The 16,065-nt window shown below is 65.5% G+C and carries 16 protein-coding genes; 1 reads left to right on the top strand and 15 read right to left on the bottom strand.

Translation table 11 applies throughout. The annotated features are described in order from the left end of the window. Positions 1–22 precede the first annotated feature (22 nt). The 5 genes from NCR39_RS00760 to NCR39_RS00740 all read right to left on the bottom strand — a co-directional run bounded on the left by NCR39_RS00760 (position 23) and on the right by NCR39_RS00740 (position 5,972). The gene (locus NCR39_RS00760) at positions 23–2,008 is read right to left on the bottom strand and encodes a sensor histidine kinase (protein WP_350029645.1); all 1,986 of its coding nucleotides are present in this window, start codon (positions 2,006–2,008) and stop codon (positions 23–25) included. 21 nt (positions 2,009–2,029) lie between these two features. Further along, positions 2,030–3,310, bottom strand: a complete 1,281-nt coding sequence (locus NCR39_RS00755) for a dicarboxylate/amino acid:cation symporter (RefSeq protein WP_350029644.1) — start codon at positions 3,308–3,310, stop codon at positions 2,030–2,032. Between the two features lie 430 nt (positions 3,311–3,740). Further along, complete coding sequence (gene lipA, locus NCR39_RS00750; protein ID WP_040053100.1) at positions 3,741–4,754, bottom strand: lipoyl synthase; 1,014 nt, start codon at positions 4,752–4,754, stop codon at positions 3,741–3,743. Next, positions 4,751–5,563 (bottom strand): lipoyl(octanoyl) transferase LipB, encoded by an 813-nt coding sequence (gene lipB / locus NCR39_RS00745; RefSeq protein ID WP_250450137.1) that lies wholly within the window; start codon positions 5,561–5,563, stop codon positions 4,751–4,753. Before lipB ends, lipA begins: the two co-directional genes overlap by 4 nt. A gap of 82 nt (positions 5,564–5,645) precedes the next feature. Continuing rightward, a complete protein-coding gene (locus NCR39_RS00740) occupies positions 5,646–5,972 on the bottom strand; it encodes a DUF2917 domain-containing protein (RefSeq protein WP_250450135.1) in 327 nt (108 codons plus the stop codon). A gap of 123 nt (positions 5,973–6,095) precedes the next feature. Between NCR39_RS00740 and NCR39_RS00735 the strand changes: the two genes are divergently transcribed. Beyond that, positions 6,096–7,049 carry a transcriptional regulator GcvA gene (locus NCR39_RS00735; RefSeq protein ID WP_250450132.1) on the top strand — a complete coding sequence of 318 codons (954 nt, stop codon included), beginning with the start codon at positions 6,096–6,098 and terminating at the stop codon, positions 7,047–7,049. On the opposite strand, the gene NCR39_RS00730 is transcribed toward NCR39_RS00735, so the two are convergent. From NCR39_RS00730 to NCR39_RS00685, 10 genes are all read right to left on the bottom strand, one after another. Then, positions 7,033–7,320 carry a DUF493 family protein gene (locus NCR39_RS00730; RefSeq protein WP_250450131.1) on the bottom strand — a complete coding sequence of 96 codons (288 nt, stop codon included), beginning with the start codon at positions 7,318–7,320 and terminating at the stop codon, positions 7,033–7,035. The two genes, NCR39_RS00735 and NCR39_RS00730, sit on opposite strands and share 17 nt — an antisense overlap. 10 nt (positions 7,321–7,330) lie before the next feature. After that, positions 7,331–8,248: a D-amino acid aminotransferase gene (locus tag NCR39_RS00725; protein WP_250450130.1), complete on the bottom strand. Its 918-nt coding sequence runs from the start codon at positions 8,246–8,248 to the stop codon at positions 7,331–7,333. Between the two features lie 28 nt (positions 8,249–8,276). After that, positions 8,277–9,509 carry a D-alanyl-D-alanine carboxypeptidase family protein gene (locus tag NCR39_RS00720; RefSeq protein ID WP_040053266.1) on the bottom strand — a complete coding sequence of 411 codons (1,233 nt, stop codon included), beginning with the start codon at positions 9,507–9,509 and terminating at the stop codon, positions 8,277–8,279. A 427-nt stretch (positions 9,510–9,936) separates the two neighbouring features. After that, positions 9,937–10,563 (bottom strand): alpha/beta hydrolase, encoded by a 627-nt coding sequence (locus NCR39_RS00715; RefSeq protein ID WP_250450129.1) that lies wholly within the window; start codon positions 10,561–10,563, stop codon positions 9,937–9,939. Positions 10,564–10,573: 10 nt separating this feature from the next. Beyond that, the gene (locus tag NCR39_RS00710) at positions 10,574–10,903 is read right to left on the bottom strand and encodes a (2Fe-2S) ferredoxin domain-containing protein (protein WP_250450128.1); all 330 of its coding nucleotides are present in this window, start codon (positions 10,901–10,903) and stop codon (positions 10,574–10,576) included. Between the two features lie 70 nt (positions 10,904–10,973). After that, entirely contained in the window at positions 10,974–12,146 is a 1,173-nt protein-coding gene (locus tag NCR39_RS00705) for a VanZ family protein (protein WP_250450127.1), read from the bottom strand. Positions 12,147–12,201: 55 nt separating this feature from the next. Continuing rightward, a complete protein-coding gene (locus NCR39_RS00700; RefSeq protein WP_250450126.1) occupies positions 12,202–12,825 on the bottom strand; it encodes an ABC-type transport auxiliary lipoprotein family protein in 624 nt (207 codons plus the stop codon). Positions 12,826–12,835: 10 nt separating this feature from the next. Then, entirely contained in the window at positions 12,836–13,795 is a 960-nt protein-coding gene (locus NCR39_RS00695; RefSeq protein ID WP_250450124.1) for an MlaD family protein, read from the bottom strand. Between the two features lie 36 nt (positions 13,796–13,831). Next, complete coding sequence (locus NCR39_RS00690; RefSeq protein WP_250450122.1) at positions 13,832–14,707, bottom strand: ABC transporter ATP-binding protein; 876 nt, start codon at positions 14,705–14,707, stop codon at positions 13,832–13,834. A 3-nt stretch (positions 14,708–14,710) separates the two neighbouring features. Continuing rightward, positions 14,711–15,838 (bottom strand): MlaE family ABC transporter permease, encoded by a 1,128-nt coding sequence (locus tag NCR39_RS00685; protein WP_250450120.1) that lies wholly within the window; start codon positions 15,836–15,838, stop codon positions 14,711–14,713. Between the last annotated feature and the right edge of the window lie 227 nt (positions 15,839–16,065).

The raw sequence follows: 16,065 nt of genomic DNA, 5'->3' as shown, positions 1-16,065 counted from the left end.
GGTCTTGCCTCGATTCATGTTGCTAAGCGCGACGCAGCGTCAGCACGAATTCTGCGCCTTGCCAGCGATCCGCGTCGGCCTGCGTTCCGCCTTCCGGCCCGTGCGCGACGATCGGCTCGGCCACGTTGCGCGCGACGAGCGTGCCGCCGTAATCCCGCGCGATCGCCGATGAAATCGCCAGCCCGAGCCCGAGTCCGTGGCCCGTTTCCTTCGTCGTGAAGAACGGTTCGAAGAGACGCGGCAGCGCGTCGGCGGGAATGCCGGGGCCGTTGTCGCGCACCACGATCTCCACCGCGTCCGGCCGCGCATCCATGCCGATGACGATGCGCGGGGCATCGCAGGAAGCGACTGCGTCGAGCGCGTTGCCGATCAGGTTGATGAACACCTGCTCCAGCCGCAAGTCCTCGCAGCGCACGAAGATGGGCGCGGCGTCGCCTTCGAGTTCGGGCGCGATGTCGAGCGCGGCGTTTTTGAGACGCGGCTGGAGCATCGCGAGCACGTTGCGCAGCGCGCGAGCCACATCCGTGCGCGCATTCTTCGGCCGCGCCTTCGCGACGAAGAGCTTCAGTTGATTCGTGATCTTGCCCATGCGCTCGGTCAGCGCCGCGATCGCTTCGAGATTTTCGCGCGCCGCCGCCTGATCGCCGCGATCGATCAACACGCGCGTGTTGTCCGAGAAACTGCGCAGCGCCGCGAGCGGCTGATTCAGTTCATGCGTGATGCCCGCGGCCATCTGCCCGAGCGCGGCGAGCTTGCTCGCCTGAATGAGTTCGTCGTGGGCGGCGCGCAAATCCTGCTCGGCGCGCGTGCGCTCGTTCACTTCCTTCGTCAGTTGCGCGTTCGCCTGCGACAGATCCGCCGTGCGTTCCGCGACGCGCTGATTCAGTTCCGCATACGCCGTCTGCAACAGCTCGCGGCTGCGGATCATCTCGCGCACGCGGGCGCGTCGCATGCGCCAGTAGAACGCGAGCAGGCACAGCGAGAGAAACACGAGCGCCGTCACGACGACCGCCGTCTGCGCGGCGCTCTGGATGCTGTCGAGCGGCGCCATGGTGATGAGTTGCCAGTCCGGCTCGCCGATGGAGCGGCGCGTCGCGAGAAAGCTCGGCGCGTTCATTCCGCCGCCGACGCGCACGATCTGCGCGCCGCCTTCGAGCGTTTCGACGACGGACATCGGCAACGGCGTGATGGGCTGCTGCGCGTACTGGCGCGTCGAATAGACGGACGCCTCCACGCTCTGCGGCAGCGGCCGCACCGTGTGATATTTCCACGACGGCACCGACGAGAGAAAGATCACGCCGTGGTCGTCGGTGACGAGCAGCGGCTCGGACGCATCGGCGCCTTGCAGCCATTCGAGATTCAGCTTCACGACCGCCACGCCGATCACGTCGTGCGAGCCTTCCCGATACACCGGCTGCGAGATGTAGTAACCCGGCTCCAGCGAAATCGTGCCGAGTCCGAAGAAACGTCCGACGCCGCCTTTCACGGCATCGACGAAATACGGCCGGAAGTGATATTCCACGCCGATGAAGCTGTCCGGCTCGCGCCAGTTGCTCGCCGCGACGCAGAAACCGTCGGCGCGAATCAGATACGTCGCGGTGGCGTGGGCGCGGCGGTTGAGGTCTTCGAGATAACGATTGGCGCGATCGACGTTGCGCGCGTCGGGCGTGGCGAGCACGTCCTGCACGAACGGATGACGCGAAAGCAGATAGGGAAGATATTCGTAGCGGTCGAGCGTGCTCTTGAGCGTGCTCGTGGTGCGGTCGACGCGCGTGGCGGCGTTGCGCCGCAACTCGTCGATACCGCGCTGCCACGCGATATGCCACGTGAGCGCGCAACACGCCGTGAGCAGCGCGACGAGCGCGAAGAACACGAGGATGCGGCGCGTCACTTGAGCAGATTCCCGCGATTGAGAATCCGTCATTGTGGCATACGCGTTTTCCGGGTATGCCGGTTGAGGCGCATGCGGCGAAGCATCCGCCGATCGATGCTTCGCCGCGCGTTGCATGGCTTTATCGGCGAGAGAAGGTTAGACGGTCTTCGCTTCGGTGTCGTCGCCGCCGTGACTGAGCGCGGCGCGCAGCTTGTTGCGGTCCAGTTCGCGCTCCCACGCCGACACCACGACCGTCGCCACGCCGTTGCCGACGATATTCGTCAGCGCGCGGCACTCGCTCATGAAGCGGTCGATGCCGAGAATCAGCACCATGCCGGAGAGCGGAATGGTCGGCACGACGGCAAGCGTCGCCGCCAGCGTGATGAAGCCCGCGCCGGTCACGCCGCTCGCGCCCTTCGACGTGAGCATGGTGACCGCGAGCAGCGTCAGTTGCTGGCCCCACGTGAGGTCCGTGTTCGTCGCCTGCGCGATGAACAGCACGGCCATCGTCATGTAGATGTTGGTGCCGTCGAGGTTGAACGAATAGCCGGTCGGCACGACGAGACCCACGACCGAGCGCGAGCAGCCGAGCTTTTCGAGCTTCAGCATCAGTTGCGGCAGCGCCGCTTCCGACGACGACGTGCCGAGCACGATCAGCAGTTCTTCCTTGATGTACGCGACGAACTTCAGGATCGAGAAGCCGACCATGCGCGCAATCGCGCCGAGCACGACGAGCACGAACACGATCGACGTCAGATAGAACGTGCCGATGAGCTTCAGCATGGGCACGAGCGAGCCGATGCCGTACTTGCCGATGGTGAACGCCATCGCGCCGAACGCGCCGATGGGCGCGAGCTTCGTGATGATGCCGACCATGCCGAACAGCACGCTGGACAGGCCTTCGATGAACGACGTCACGACCTTGCCGCGCTCGCCCAGATGCGCGAGCACCGCGCCGAACAGGAGCGCGATCAGCAGGATCTGCAGGATTTCGCCTTGCGAGAACGCTGAGACGAGCGTGTCCGGAATGATGTGCAGGAAGAAGTCGACCGTGCTCTGGCCGTGCGCCTTCGCGGCGAACGAGTCGATCGCCTTGTGGTCGAGCGTGGCCGGATCGACGTTGAAGCCGACGCCCGGCTTCAGCACGTGCGTGGCGATGAGGCCGAGCACGAGCGCGAACGTCGACACGATTTCGAAGTACAGCAGCGCCTTGCCGCCGACGCGCCCGACCTTCTTCATGTCTTCCATCCCGGCGATGCCGGTCACGACGGTACAGAAGATGATCGGTCCGATGACCATCTTGATGAGCTTGATGAAGCCGTCGCCGAGCGGCTTCATGTCGGTGGCGAGCGAGGGATAGAAATGCCCGAGCGCGATGCCGATGGCAATGGCCGCGAGCACCTGCACGTACAGGACTTTATAGAAAGGTTTCTTCACGATGGTTCCAGGCAAAAACAGGCAGTTGGCAAAAGAGCGCCAGCGGCGAGCCACGAAGAGCGGGCAAAGCGTCGTTGCACGTGGGGGCGTGCGCGTCGGATCGCGTCGCGTAGGCGAGAGCCGCTACGTCGACGGATTCAGGGACGGTCGGATGCGAAAGTGTTCATCGGCTTGTCTCCTTGACTTTTATATGCGGCTTCGCGGGCCGTGGCTTTCTTATTGCAAGGCCGATGCCAGGATTGATTCTCCGCTAACTTATTGATTTATCGTCGAATTCCTCCCGCATTCGAGCGCTGCCAATCCGGGTTTCCAGAAATCCGGAATGCGGCCGTCCGACGTTCCGGACGGCTCGAACGAAGCATCGCCAACGCGCACACACGAAAAAAAACCCACGTCGCCGTGGGTTTTTTTGAACACGAAGAAGCGCGTCTCAAACGACGCCGGCTCCATGCGCCTGCACGTCCGCGTGGTAGCTCGAACGCACCATCGCGCCGACCGCCGCGTGCGTGAAGCCCATCTTGTAGGCTTCTTCCTCGTACATCTTGAAAGTATCCGGATGCACGTAAGCCCGCACCGGCAGATGATGCTCCGACGGCTGCAGATACTGTCCGATCGTCAGCATGTCGACGTCGTGCGCGCGCAGATCGCGCATCACCTGGAGGATTTCCTCTTCCGTTTCGCCGAGACCGACCATCAGCCCGGATTTCGTCGCGACTTCCGGATGCAGCGCCTTGAAGTCCTTCAGCAGCTTCAGCGAATGGTGATAATCCGAACCCGGACGCGCTTCCTTATAGAGACGCGGCACCGTTTCGAGATTGTGGTTCATCACGTCGGGCGGCGCGGCGGTCAGAATGTTGATCGCGCGATCCAGACGGCCGCGGAAATCCGGCGTGAGAATTTCAATGCGCGTTTCCGGCGAATGCTCGCGCACGTTTCGAATGCACTCGACGAAATGCGCCGCGCCGCCATCGCGCAGGTCGTCGCGATCCACGCTCGTGATCACCACGTACTTCAGCTTCAGCGCGCCGATGGTGCGCGCGAGGTTGATCGGCTCTTCGGGATCGAGCGGATCCGGACGGCCGTGGCCCACGTCGCAGAACGGGCAGCGGCGCGTGCACTTGTCGCCCATGATCATGAACGTGGCCGTGCCCTTGCCGAAACATTCGCCGATATTCGGGCAGCTCGCCTCTTCGCACACCGTGTGCAGGTTGTGCTCGCGCAGAATCTGCTTGATTTCGTAGAACCGCGAATTGCCCGTCGCGGTGCGCACGCGAATCCAGTCCGGCTTCTTGAGCTTCTCGATCGGCACGACCTTGATCGGAATGCGCGATGTCTTCGCCTGCGCCTTCTGCTTCGCGGTTGCGTCGTAGGCGGCGGGAGCGGCAGCGGAATTGAGCGCCGATGAAGCGGCGTCGCCGGCCAGGTTTGCGGTTGCGTCAGTCATTCGGTTGATCCGGTAGATGCAGCTAAACGGCTCGCGCCGTCTTGCGGTTGAGCGGCGGCGCCCTGCGAGCCGTCTATCTGGTGCGCCAGCCTTTCGGCGAGCGTGAGTGCCACGTCGCGCCAGTCGGCGGCGGCGCCGAGCGTCGCCATGTCGACCGTTTCGAGTCCCGCGTAGCCGCACGGGTTGATCGCGAGGAACGGCCGCAGATCCATCTTCACGTTGAGGCTGACGCCGTGATAGCTGCAGCCGTTGCGGATCTTGAGCCCGAGCGCGGCGATCTTCGCGCCCCGATGCAGTTCGTGCAGACGAACGTTCGCGCCTTGCCGCGCCGCATCCGCCGACGGTTGCGCCACGTAGATGCCGGGCGCGCCGGCCTTGCGGTCGGTCGCGAGATTATACGTCGCGAGTGTTTCGATCACGGCTTCCTCGATGCGCCGCACGAGTTCGCGCACCATCAGCTTGCGGCGGCGCAGGTCGAGCAGCAGGTACGCCACGATCTGCCCCGGCCCGTGATACGTGATCTGTCCGCCGCGATCCACCTTGACGAGCGGAATGCCGCTGTCGGCGAGCAGCAGATGCGCGGGATTGCCCGCGAGACCGAGCGTGAAAACCTGCGGATGTTCGACGAGCCAGATTTCGTCGGGCGTCTCGGGCGTGCGGGCGTCGGTGAACGCGCGCATCGCGTCGAAACTTTGGGCGTACGGCTCGAGGCCGCGCCAGCGCAACGCGACCGGGAATTCACCGGCATCGAGCACGGTGTCGGGCGCGTCGTCGATTTCTTGTGGAACTGCGAGCGGTGTGGCGGACATGGTGCCGGTAGTTTACCGAAATAGCCCCATGCCCGCCGATGGTGAATTCGCATGCCTGCGATGGCAAATGCGAATAGTTGGCTCAGACGGTGCGCCATCCGGCGCGAAAGCGCTGCACGAAACGTTCGATGCTCGTCGAAAGCCAGCGAATCGCGCGTTCGTCGCGGCGCGGGAGCATGGTGAACACGACGCACGCGGGCTTGTCGCCTTCCGTCGAGAGCCAGAGTCGCTCGCGTTCGCGCAGCTTCAGCCGGTCGCCCGGCGCGAGCCAGTAGTCTTCGATGTCGTTGCTGCGCGTCGCCCAGACCGGGCCGCCGTGCACCGAGAGCCGCGTGCTGCGCGCAATGCGCATCGGCACCGTTTCGCCCGGCCTGATTTCAAACGTGACGCTTGTTGATATTTCTCGCATGATCGACTCCGCCAAGGGAACGTTTCGATGACTACAATCCTAGGCGTGGCAAGGCATCGAGCAAAACGATCAATTTTCACTGCTATGTGAGCCGGATTGACAAACGACCACGCAACCATCCACATGGACCTTCGCCAGCTTCCCGCGCTCAACGCGCTGCGCGCCTTCGAAGCCGCCGCGCGTCACGAGAGCTTTTCGCGCGCCGCCGACGAACTCTTCGTCACGCACGGCGCCGTCAGCCATCAGATTCGCGCGCTGGAAGCCGAACTCGGCGTCACGCTCTTCGCCCGTGACGGCAAGCGCGTGCGCCTCACCGACCGCGGCCGCCAGTACGCGGCGGACGTGCGCGCGGCGCTCGTCGCGCTCGCCGAATCCACGCGACGCATCCGCGCAGGCGACCGCGACCGGCGGCTCGTCGTCTCGACGATTCCGTCGTTCTCCGCGCGATGGCTGACGTCGCGCGTGGGCGGGTTCATCGAGCGGCATCCGGAATTCGACCTCGAATTGCTGTCGACGAGCTCGCTCACCGACTTCAGCCGCGACGACGTCGATCTGGCCATTCGCTTCGGCTTCGGCAAATACGCCGGCGTGCACGCGGAGCCGCTGCTCGACGAAGTGTTCTTCCCGGCGTGCTCGCCGCGTTTCAACGGCGGCGTGCTGCCGCGCGTGCCGGCCGATCTCGCGGCCATGCCGATGCTGCGTTCGAGCGACGAACTCTGGCGTCCGTGGTTCGACGCAGCCGGCCTTCCGGACCTGCCGGAGCCGAAACGCGGCGTCTTATATGAAGATTCGTCGAATTTGCTGCAGGCGGCCATCGACGGCCAGGGAATCGCGCTCGTGCGGCGCTCGCTCGCGATGCAGGAAATCATCGCGGGAAGGCTCGTGCGCCTGTTCAACGTGGACGGCCCGAGCCCGTGGAGCTATTACTTCGTGTGTCCGCCCGAATTGCTCGCGACGGCGCGGGTTCAGGCGTTTCGGGAGTGGATTTTCGCGGAAGCGGAACAGTTCCGGCTGCTCTACGAGCGCACGCCCGCCGTGTGCGATGCGCCCGCAGGCAATCTCAGAGCACTACCTTGACCATCGGATGGCCGGTGAGCGCGCGGTAGATGTCGTCGAGATGCGCGCGATTCTGCGCGCGCACGGTGCAGGTCAGCCCCGTGTAGTTGCCGCCGGACGACGGCCGCGTTTCGACGCGCGTCACGTCGAATTCGCCGTCGAACTCGCGGATGACGGTGACGATCGTGTCTTGAAACTCCGGATGCGACTTGCCCATCACCTTGATCGGGAAATCGCAGGGAAAGTTGAAGAGTTCGTCGGTGCTGGTCGGGGAATTCGTGGAATCGGACATGGCTTTCTCCTTAACCGGCGCGGCTCGCCTGACTCGCGAACTCACGCGCCTTCGCCCGCTGGTAGGCGTCATATAGCGCAGCATAGACCGGGCCGGGGCGGCCGCCGCCGACGGGCTTGCCGTCGAGCGTCGTGATCGGCATGACTTCCTTCGTCGCCGAACTGATCATGATTTCATCGGCGGCGCGCAGCTCGGCCTCGGCGATGTCGCGTTCCTCGAAGGCAATGCCCGCTTCGGCCGCCAGTTCCTCGATCAGCCCGTAGCGGATGCCTTCCAGAATGCGCGGCCCGCGCGGCGCGCCCAGCAGCGTGCCGCCTGCAACAATCCACACATTTGAGGACGATCCCTCGGTAAGCAAGCCGTCGCGCAACTGGATGGTTTCGAGCGCGTCGTGCTCCGCCGCGTGCTGCGCCATGAGCACGTTGCCGAGCAGCGATGTCGATTTGATGTCGCAATGCAGCCAGCGCCTGTCCTCGGCGGTGACGGCCACCGCGCCTTGCGCGCGGCTTGCGTCGCTCGGCAGCACGAGCGGGCTTTGCATCACGAACACGGTCGGCGCGATGCCCGCCGGAAACGCGTGCCCGCGCTTCTTCGCGACGCCGCGCGTGACCTGAATATAGACGATGGCATCGCCTTCGCCGGCGTTCGCGTCGATTGCACGCTGGATCAGCGCGCGCCACCCGGCGTCGTCGAACGGATTCTCGATGCGAATCTTCCCGAGACTGCGATTGAGCCGCGCAAGATGCTGCGCGAGCCGGAACGGCAGGCGCGCGCCGCCGGCTTGCGCGTAGAGCGGCACGACTTCGTAGATGCCGTCGCCGAAGATGAAACCGCGATCCAGCACGGGAATGCGCGCTTCGGAAAGCGGTCCCCATTCGCCGTTCAGATAGACCGTCGGGTTGAATTCATCGGCCTGAGTCGAGGTCATCGATACCGCTCCGTTCGAACAAACGCGATTACTTACGCTTCTGCCACATCAGCAGCGCGGAATCCCACAGGCGGCCGAAAATGCCCGCTTCCGGCACGTCCTGCAGCGCGACGAGCGGGAACTGCGCGACTTCCTTGCCATCCGCCATCATGCGCACGGAACCGACTTGCTGGCCCTTCTTGATCGGCGCGATCAGGAGATCGTTGCGCGTGATCGTCGGCTTGACCTTGTCGCCGAGACCCTTCGGCACGGTGATGTACTGATCCGTCGAGACGCCCGCCTGCACGGTGTCCGTCGCGCCCTTGTACACGCGCGGCGATTCGATCACCTGATTCGCCTTGTAGAGACGCAGCGCGTCGTACGCGGTGTAGCCGTAGCTCAGCATCTTCAGGCTGTCCTGCACGCGTGCCGATTCCTTCGGCTCGCCCATCATGACCGCGACGAGACGGCGGCTCGCGTCCGGCGTGCCGACGAGCGAGCGCTTGGCCGTCGCGATCAGGCAGTAGCCGGCGGCTTTCGTGTGGCCGGTCTTGAGACCATCGACGGTCGGATCGAGCCACAACAGGCGGTTGCGGTTCGGCTGCTTGATCTTGTTATACGTGAATTCCTTCTCCGAGAAGATGCTGTAGTACTCGGGGAAATCGCGGATGAGACGCGTGGACAGCACGGCGAGATCGCCTGCGGTCGTGTAGTGCTGCGGATCGGGCATGCCGTTCACGTCGGCATAGTGCGTGTGCTTCATGCCGATGCGCTGCGCCGCGCCGTTCATCAGATTGACGAAGTTGGCCTCGCTGCCGCCGACGAGTTCCGCCAGCGCGATCGCCGCGTCGTTGCCCGACTGGATGATCATGCCGTACACGAGGTCATGCACCGTGACCGGCTTGTTCGCCTCGATGAACATGCGCGACTCGTCCGTCTTCACGCGGCGCACGGCCTCGCTCGGCATGACGGTCTGGTCCATGTTGATCTTCTTCGCCTTGAGCGCGTCGAAGACGAGGTAGGCGGTCATCAGCTTGGTGAGCGATGCCGGTTCGACGCGTTCATCGGGATTGCCCGATGCGAGCACCTGGTTGCTGGTGGCATCGACGAGCACCCACGAACGCGCGGTGACCGCGGGCGGCGGCACTTGCGCGAACGCGCTCGCGGCGGCGAGCACGGCGGGCAGCACGATGGCCGCCTTCAATGCGCGAAGCCTGACAGCAGATGCGGGAGCGGAAACAGAAACGGAGGGAACAGAAAAGCCGGAAGGGAAAAAGCGCATAGGATCGGTCGGCAGAAAATGCATCGGCGCTCCGCCCGGGATGATCCGAAAGTTGGCGAAGCGCGGGTTGAACAGGCAGACCGTCGATGCCGGTCGGGCGCTTCGCCTGATGGTCCGGCGAGCCGGAAAGACGGTCTTTCCGGTGCCGCGGCGAAGGGCGCTCATTCGACAGACGGCCGCGCCATCGGTTCTCAAACGTTTGTTTTAGAACGTCGCGTTGGCCGGCACGCAAGCCGGCGCTCGAGGCGGGCTTTCGCCGCAGCGCATTTGCAATACGAGAAAAGCGACTGGGCGGCGAAAAAATTCTGCGCCATTATACGCGCGGCCCGAAGCCGGCTTGCGGCGAATCTGCCTGCTTTTCGCGCAAATTCACGTTTTTCGGGCGACGCCTACGCGCATCTTTCAAATTCGATTCACGCGCGAACCTTCAGCGCCATGCATCGACGATCACGCGCTTCAGGATGTGCAGCTTGCGGTGGAAGAAATGCTCGCCGCCGGGAATCACGACGACCGGCAGTTCCTGCGGCCGCGCCCAGTCGTAGACGGACGCGATGGGCACGGTGTCGTCCACTTCGCCGTGAATGACGAGCGTGTTTTCGGGCACCGTCGCGACTTCCCAGCGGCTCGCCGCCGTGCCGACGAACACCATGCGCTCGATCGCCTGCCCGCTTTCCAGCAGTTGCTTCGCGACGTGCGACAGCACGAAGGTGCCGAAGGAAAAGCCCGCGAGGACCATCGGCACGTCGCTCTGGCCGGGCTGCGCGCGCATGTGGCCGATGACCGCGAGCAGGTCTTCGCGCTCGCCGATGCCGTTGTCGTGCTCGCCTTGCGTCTGCCCGACGCCCCGGAAGTTCGAGCGATATGTCGTGTAGCCGAGTTGCACGAAAGTGCGCGCGAGCGTCTGCGCGACCTTGTTGTCCATCGTGCCGCCGAAGAGCGGATGCGGATGCGCGACGAGCGCGATGCCGCGCGGCGCGGCCTCGGTGCGGTCGAGCGCGACTTCGATCTTGCCGGCGGGACCGTCGATCAGGAATTTTTCTGTTTGCGCGTTCATGCGGCGTTCGTCAGGCCGGTTGATCGATCAGGAGACGTTCGACAATCTTGCCGTTGGCGAGATGCGAATCCACGATTTCGTCGATGTCGGTTTCATCGACATACGTGTACCACGTGCCTTCCGGATACACGACCACGACCGGCCCCAGCTCGCATCGGTCGAGACAGCCCGCCTTGTTGATGCGCACCTTGCCTTCGCCCGCGAGGCCCAGCTTCTTCACGCGCTTTTTCGCGTGCTCCTGCATGGCCTGCGCGTTGCAATTGGCGCAGCTCGGGCGCGCGGCGTCGGCGTCGCGCTGGTTCAGGCAAAAGAACACGTGGTACTTGTAGAAGGAGTCCATGAGCGTCGAGGGAGCCTGGCGAAAGAGTGTCGGTCGATTATAGCGAGCGATGTGCCGCGCTGCCGCCGCCCTACTCGCGCGCGCCGCCGCCCGCCGCGCGCCGCCGCATGACCCACGCACGCTCCGCCACCGAAGCCAGCCAGCCGAGCGCCGCATACGGCCACACCCACGCGAGCCAGTGCAGCAGCCCGTTGAAATGCAGATAGCGCCCCTGCCGCCAGTCGGCGAGCACGATATCGAAGTACGGATTCACCGGCAGCAGATTGACGAGCGCGAGCCCGGCGACGAGCGCCACGCCCGCCAGCGCCGCCCGCAGCGCACGCGGCAGCGCGACCGAGAGCACGCCCGCCACCGTGCCGATGCCGATGCCTTCGAGCGCGCCGTCGGTGGCCCAGTCGAACGTCAGCCCGGCGCGCGATTGCAGGAACGACGCGCCCGCTTTCGCGAAGAGCGTCGCCGCGATCAGGCCGATCATCAGCCGTATGCGCGGCGCGCGCTCGCGCGTGAGCAGCGTCACGAGCACGAGCGCCGCGAAGAGATTCGACGACGTGATGAGCGCTTCCCACGAATCGTCGGGCAGGAGCGCGCCGAGCCGGTCCGGCCAGCTTTCGATGTCCCACGAAGCGGGCGTCCACACGAGGATCGCGTCCTGCATCGCCGGATCGAGGCTGTCCCACAGCACGCGCGGCAGGTCGCCGCCGCCGAAGAGATAGGGCGCGGGGAACATCGCCGCGAACGGCCACAGCGCCGACAAGCCGATCACATACGCCGCGTGCCGTTCGAACCAAGTGAAGCGGATGCGTCTCAGCAGGCCGCGATCGAGCAGCGCGCTGGTCGCGGGCGCGGCGAGCACGCCGCCGACGAGCGCGCCGAGCGCATTCGCGGCGAGATCGAGATTCGAAGAGACGCGCGTCGGCAGATACGTCTGGATGGCTTCCATCGTGCCGGAAAGCAGCGCGCCGCCGGCGAACGCCGCGCACACCGCCGCCGATCCCCGCCAGCGCGGATACAGCGCCAGCACGATCAGCGCGCCGAGCGGCATGTAGCCGAGCACGTTCGTGATGACATCGAACGCGGTCAGGTATTGCGGCAGCGGATCGGTGAGAAAAGCGAACGGCCCGATGCCGAGCGAACGCCAGCCGGAGAACGGATACAGCGAGCCGTACACGACGAGCGCCGCGTACGCGCCGAGCGCCTGCCGCGAAAACGCCGACGGGCGGCGCTGCCATTGCTTGATCGTCATGAGCCGCCCGAGCGCCTCCGTTCGAGCGAGGTTACGTGAAAGTGCGATGCCGATGTCATCGCGATGCGGTGAGCGGTTGCGCGTCGAGCCACGCGCTCAGTTGCGCGATCAGATCGTCCGATGCCGCCGCGAGCGCCCGCGCGCCGCCGGACGCATCGGCGCTCGGCGCGGGCGCGCTCGCCGCGAACGCGCGCTGCGCGACCACGCGGCCCTGCTGCGTGAGCGTCGCGCGCACGGACACGGCGCCGTGGCTCTGGCCGGGCGCATCGAAGACCTGTTCGAAGCCGGTCAATTCCACTTCGAGCAGCGCCGCGCGCACCGGATCGGCGCCCGTCAGCACCGGGCCGCGCGCCGAGAGCGCCGCGCGCAGGCGTTGCGTCAGGAGTTGCGCGGGCGGCATCGTCCAGTGGCTCGTCGAATAGCTGCCGGTGCGCTGCGCGTCGACGTAACTCATGCGATAGATGAACGCGTCGGTTTCCAGATTGCGCGACGCGCCGACCGCGAGCACCTTGACGGGCGGCATCGCTTTTTGCGCCGCCGATGCATCGGTCTGCAAAGGCGGCGCGCCGAGGTCGAAACGCGCGTCGGGCGCGACCGTCGCGTTCGACGCGCAGCCGGCCAGCATCGCCATGACGAGAAGCGCGAGCGCCGCACGCGGATTCAGCCTGATATGTGCCATGACATTCCTCTCAATGCGCCGGTTTCGCCGGCCACGCGAAGCCCGGCTCGCCCGGCCCCGGCGGCATCGACGGCGCGCCGAACAGCACGCTGCGCGGGCTCGTGCTGAAGGTATCGGCGGCGCGGTCGACGGAACGCGCGGCGCTGCTCAGGTCGTCGGTGAACGAGTAGAGGCGCGGCAGCGCTTCGAAGCCCACCCGCGCCGTCACTTCGCGCAGCGATTCGTTCATGTCCGCGAGCGCGCCGGCCGCCTGTTGCGCCGCGTTGCCCGCCTTGTTCAGATTCGTCACGAACGGCCCGTTTTCGCGGTTCAGATTCTGGATGAGCGTATTCGTCGATGCGAGCGTCCGGTCGATCTGCTGCAGCGTCTGCGGCAGATGCGCCGTCGTCGGCGAAACCTGGCTCGCCAGCGACGCGATGCCGTCCGCCGCGCCCTGCAAACTCTTCGCGGTGTCCATCAACTGGTTGCGGACGTCGTCGGAGAGGAACTTGTCCGCGTCGTCCGAAAGGCGCTCGAAGCGCCGCAGAATGACATCGCCGCGTTCCTGCAACTGCTCGAAGAGACCGGGGCGCATCGGCACTTCGGCGACGTGTTGCGGCGACGAAGCGAGCGCGGTCGTGTCACGGCCAGTGTCGTCGAGCTGCACGAACGCGATGCCCGTCACGCCCTGAAAGCCGAGCGTCGCGAACGTGGAGTGCGTCATCGGCGCGTTCTGGTCGACGAGAATGCGAATGCGGATCTGCCCCGGATGCGACTTGTCGAAGCGGATCGACTGCACCTTGCCGACGCCGAGACCGCGATAACGCACCGAGGCATCGGTGAAGAGACCGGTCACGTTGGTCCGCGCGATCAGGTCGTACGGCACGCGCACGGTGCGATCGACGTTGAAGAAGAACGCCGCGAACGCGATCGCCAGCACGAGCACGATCGTGAAAAGCCCGGTCCAGAACGCGTGTGATTTGTTTTCCATCGGCGGGTTCCTTTCTCCTCGCGGGCGAATGCGGCGCTACCGGAGCGAGAGCGTGGCGTCGTCGAGCGCGACGGCGGGCAGCTTCGCGCGGCGCTCGGGCGGCAGTGCGGCGAGCGCGCGCCGGCCGCGCCGCCCCAGAAAATACTCGCGGATGAACGGATGATCCACCGCCACCGCCTCTTCCACCGGCGCCGCCACGAGCACGCGCCGGTCCGCGAGCACCGCGACGCGCGTGGACAGCGCGACCATCGTGTCCAGATCGTGCGTGACCATCACGACCGTCAGGCCGAGCGCGCGATGCAGCGTCGCGATCAGATCGACGAATTCGTCCGATGCCTTCGGATCGAGCCCCGCCGTGGGTTCGTCGAGGAAAAGCAGTTCGGGTTCGAGCGCGATCGCCCGCGCGATGCCCACGCGCTTCACCATGCCGCCCGACAGCGCCGACGGCATCTTGCTCGCGTGCTTGCACGAGAGGCCGACCATTTCGAGCTTGAGCATCACGAACTCGCGGATCAGATCCTCGGGAATCTTGCCGAGTTCGCGAAACGGCTGCGCGATGTTGTCGTACACCGACAGCGACGAGAACAGCGCGCCTTGCTGGAACATCATGCCGGAGCGCGTGCGCAGCATCTTGGCGGTTTCTTCGTCCATGCGCGCCCATTCCTCGCCGAGCACGCGGATCGTGCCGGATGTCGGCGATTCCAAACCGAGAATCTGCCGCACGAGCGTGGTCTTGCCGGAACCCGAGCCGCCGAGCAGCGCGACGATTTCGCCGCGCCGCACGTCGAAGTCGAGATGCTCGTGGATCACCGTCTTGCCGTAGCGCTTGGTGACGTCGCGCACTTCGATGACCGGTTCCGCGATGACGGGCGGCGGCTGGTGGCGCACGGCGGTGGCGAGCGTCGTCGACATGAGTCAGAGTCCCACGTTCTGGAAGAGGATGGCGAACACGGCGTCCGCGAGAATGACGATGGTGATCGACGTGACCACGGAGGTCGTCGTGCCTTCGCCGAGACTTTGCGAATTCGCCTTGATGCGAAAGCCGAAGTGACACGCAGCGAGCGCAATGAGCATGCCGAACACGACGCCCTTGCCGAGCCCGATCCACAGATTCGCGATCGGCACGACGGACGGCAGCGAGCGGATGAAGTAGGCGATGTCGATGGACAGCACGAGCTTCGCCGCGAGCGCGCCGCCGAGAAGCGCGATGATGTTCGTCCACATGACGAGCAGCGGCATCGCGACGCCGAGCGCGAGCACGCGCGGCAGCACGAGCCGCAGGCCGTGCGGGATGCCCATGACCTGCATGGCGTCGAGTTCTTCGGTGACGCGCATCACGCCGATCTGCGCGGTGATCGCGGAGCCGGATCGGCCGGCGACGAGGATCGCGGAGAGCACGGGCCCGAGTTCTCGGATCACGGAAAGCCCGAGGATGTTCACGATGTACTGGTTCGCGCCGAACATGCGCAACTGTTGTGCGGAGAGATAGCTCAGCACGATGCCGATCAGGAACGCGACGAGCGCGGTGATCGCGAGCGCCTGCGCGCCGGCGCTGTAGATATTGGCGGAGATTTCCGTCCACGGCGTGCGGTTCGGACGCCGCACGATCGAGACGAGATCGATGAGAAAGCCGCCGAACATCGAAAGGCCGCCGTGCAGATGATCGAGGAACGCGAAGATCAGTTGGCCGAGCCGCGTGACGGGATCGGTGCGATCGACGGGTTCGGGTTCTTCGCGCTCGGCGTCGAGCAGCGCGACGCGTTCGAAGATTTCGCGCTGGGTATCGGAGAGCGCGACGGTCGCGGGCATCTTTCGGCCCCAGACGCGCCAGAGCGCCTGCCCGCCGACGTAATCGAGCCGTTCGACCGACAGCAGATCCCACTGGCTGATGGCTTCCCGCCCGATGGCGCGCAGCCGCCGCGTGACGCCGCTTTTGGCGCGGTCACGCGCGAGCGCGAGCGCGGTCCATTGGCCCGAGAGCCGGACGACCTTGCCTTGCTGACCGGCTTCCACTCGCAGGCGCGGCGGCGTGTCGAAGTTCAAGGGTGTTGGGGCGAGGGTGGGAGGGAGAGGACATTGTAACGAAGGTTGTATGGCGGGGCGGGGATGGGGGCTGCACTATGCCGGATCGGTTCGAGGAACGCCGCCCGGCTTCCGCGCAAATTCGTCGTCTAGCTCGCCGGCGGCGCCCGCTCTCGACCAAGGCATCTCAAGCCGGCTCGCACGCAACTTGTCTCGCGCATCCCGCTCCACAGCGAACGTCTGGATCT

Source organism: Caballeronia sp. ATUFL_M2_KS44, from assembly GCF_023630965.1.
Taxonomy (GTDB): Bacteria; Pseudomonadota; Gammaproteobacteria; order Burkholderiales; family Burkholderiaceae; genus Caballeronia; species Caballeronia concitans.
The sequence above is the reverse complement of the archived record's forward strand: the minus strand, read 5'-3'. Positions and strand labels throughout refer to the sequence as shown.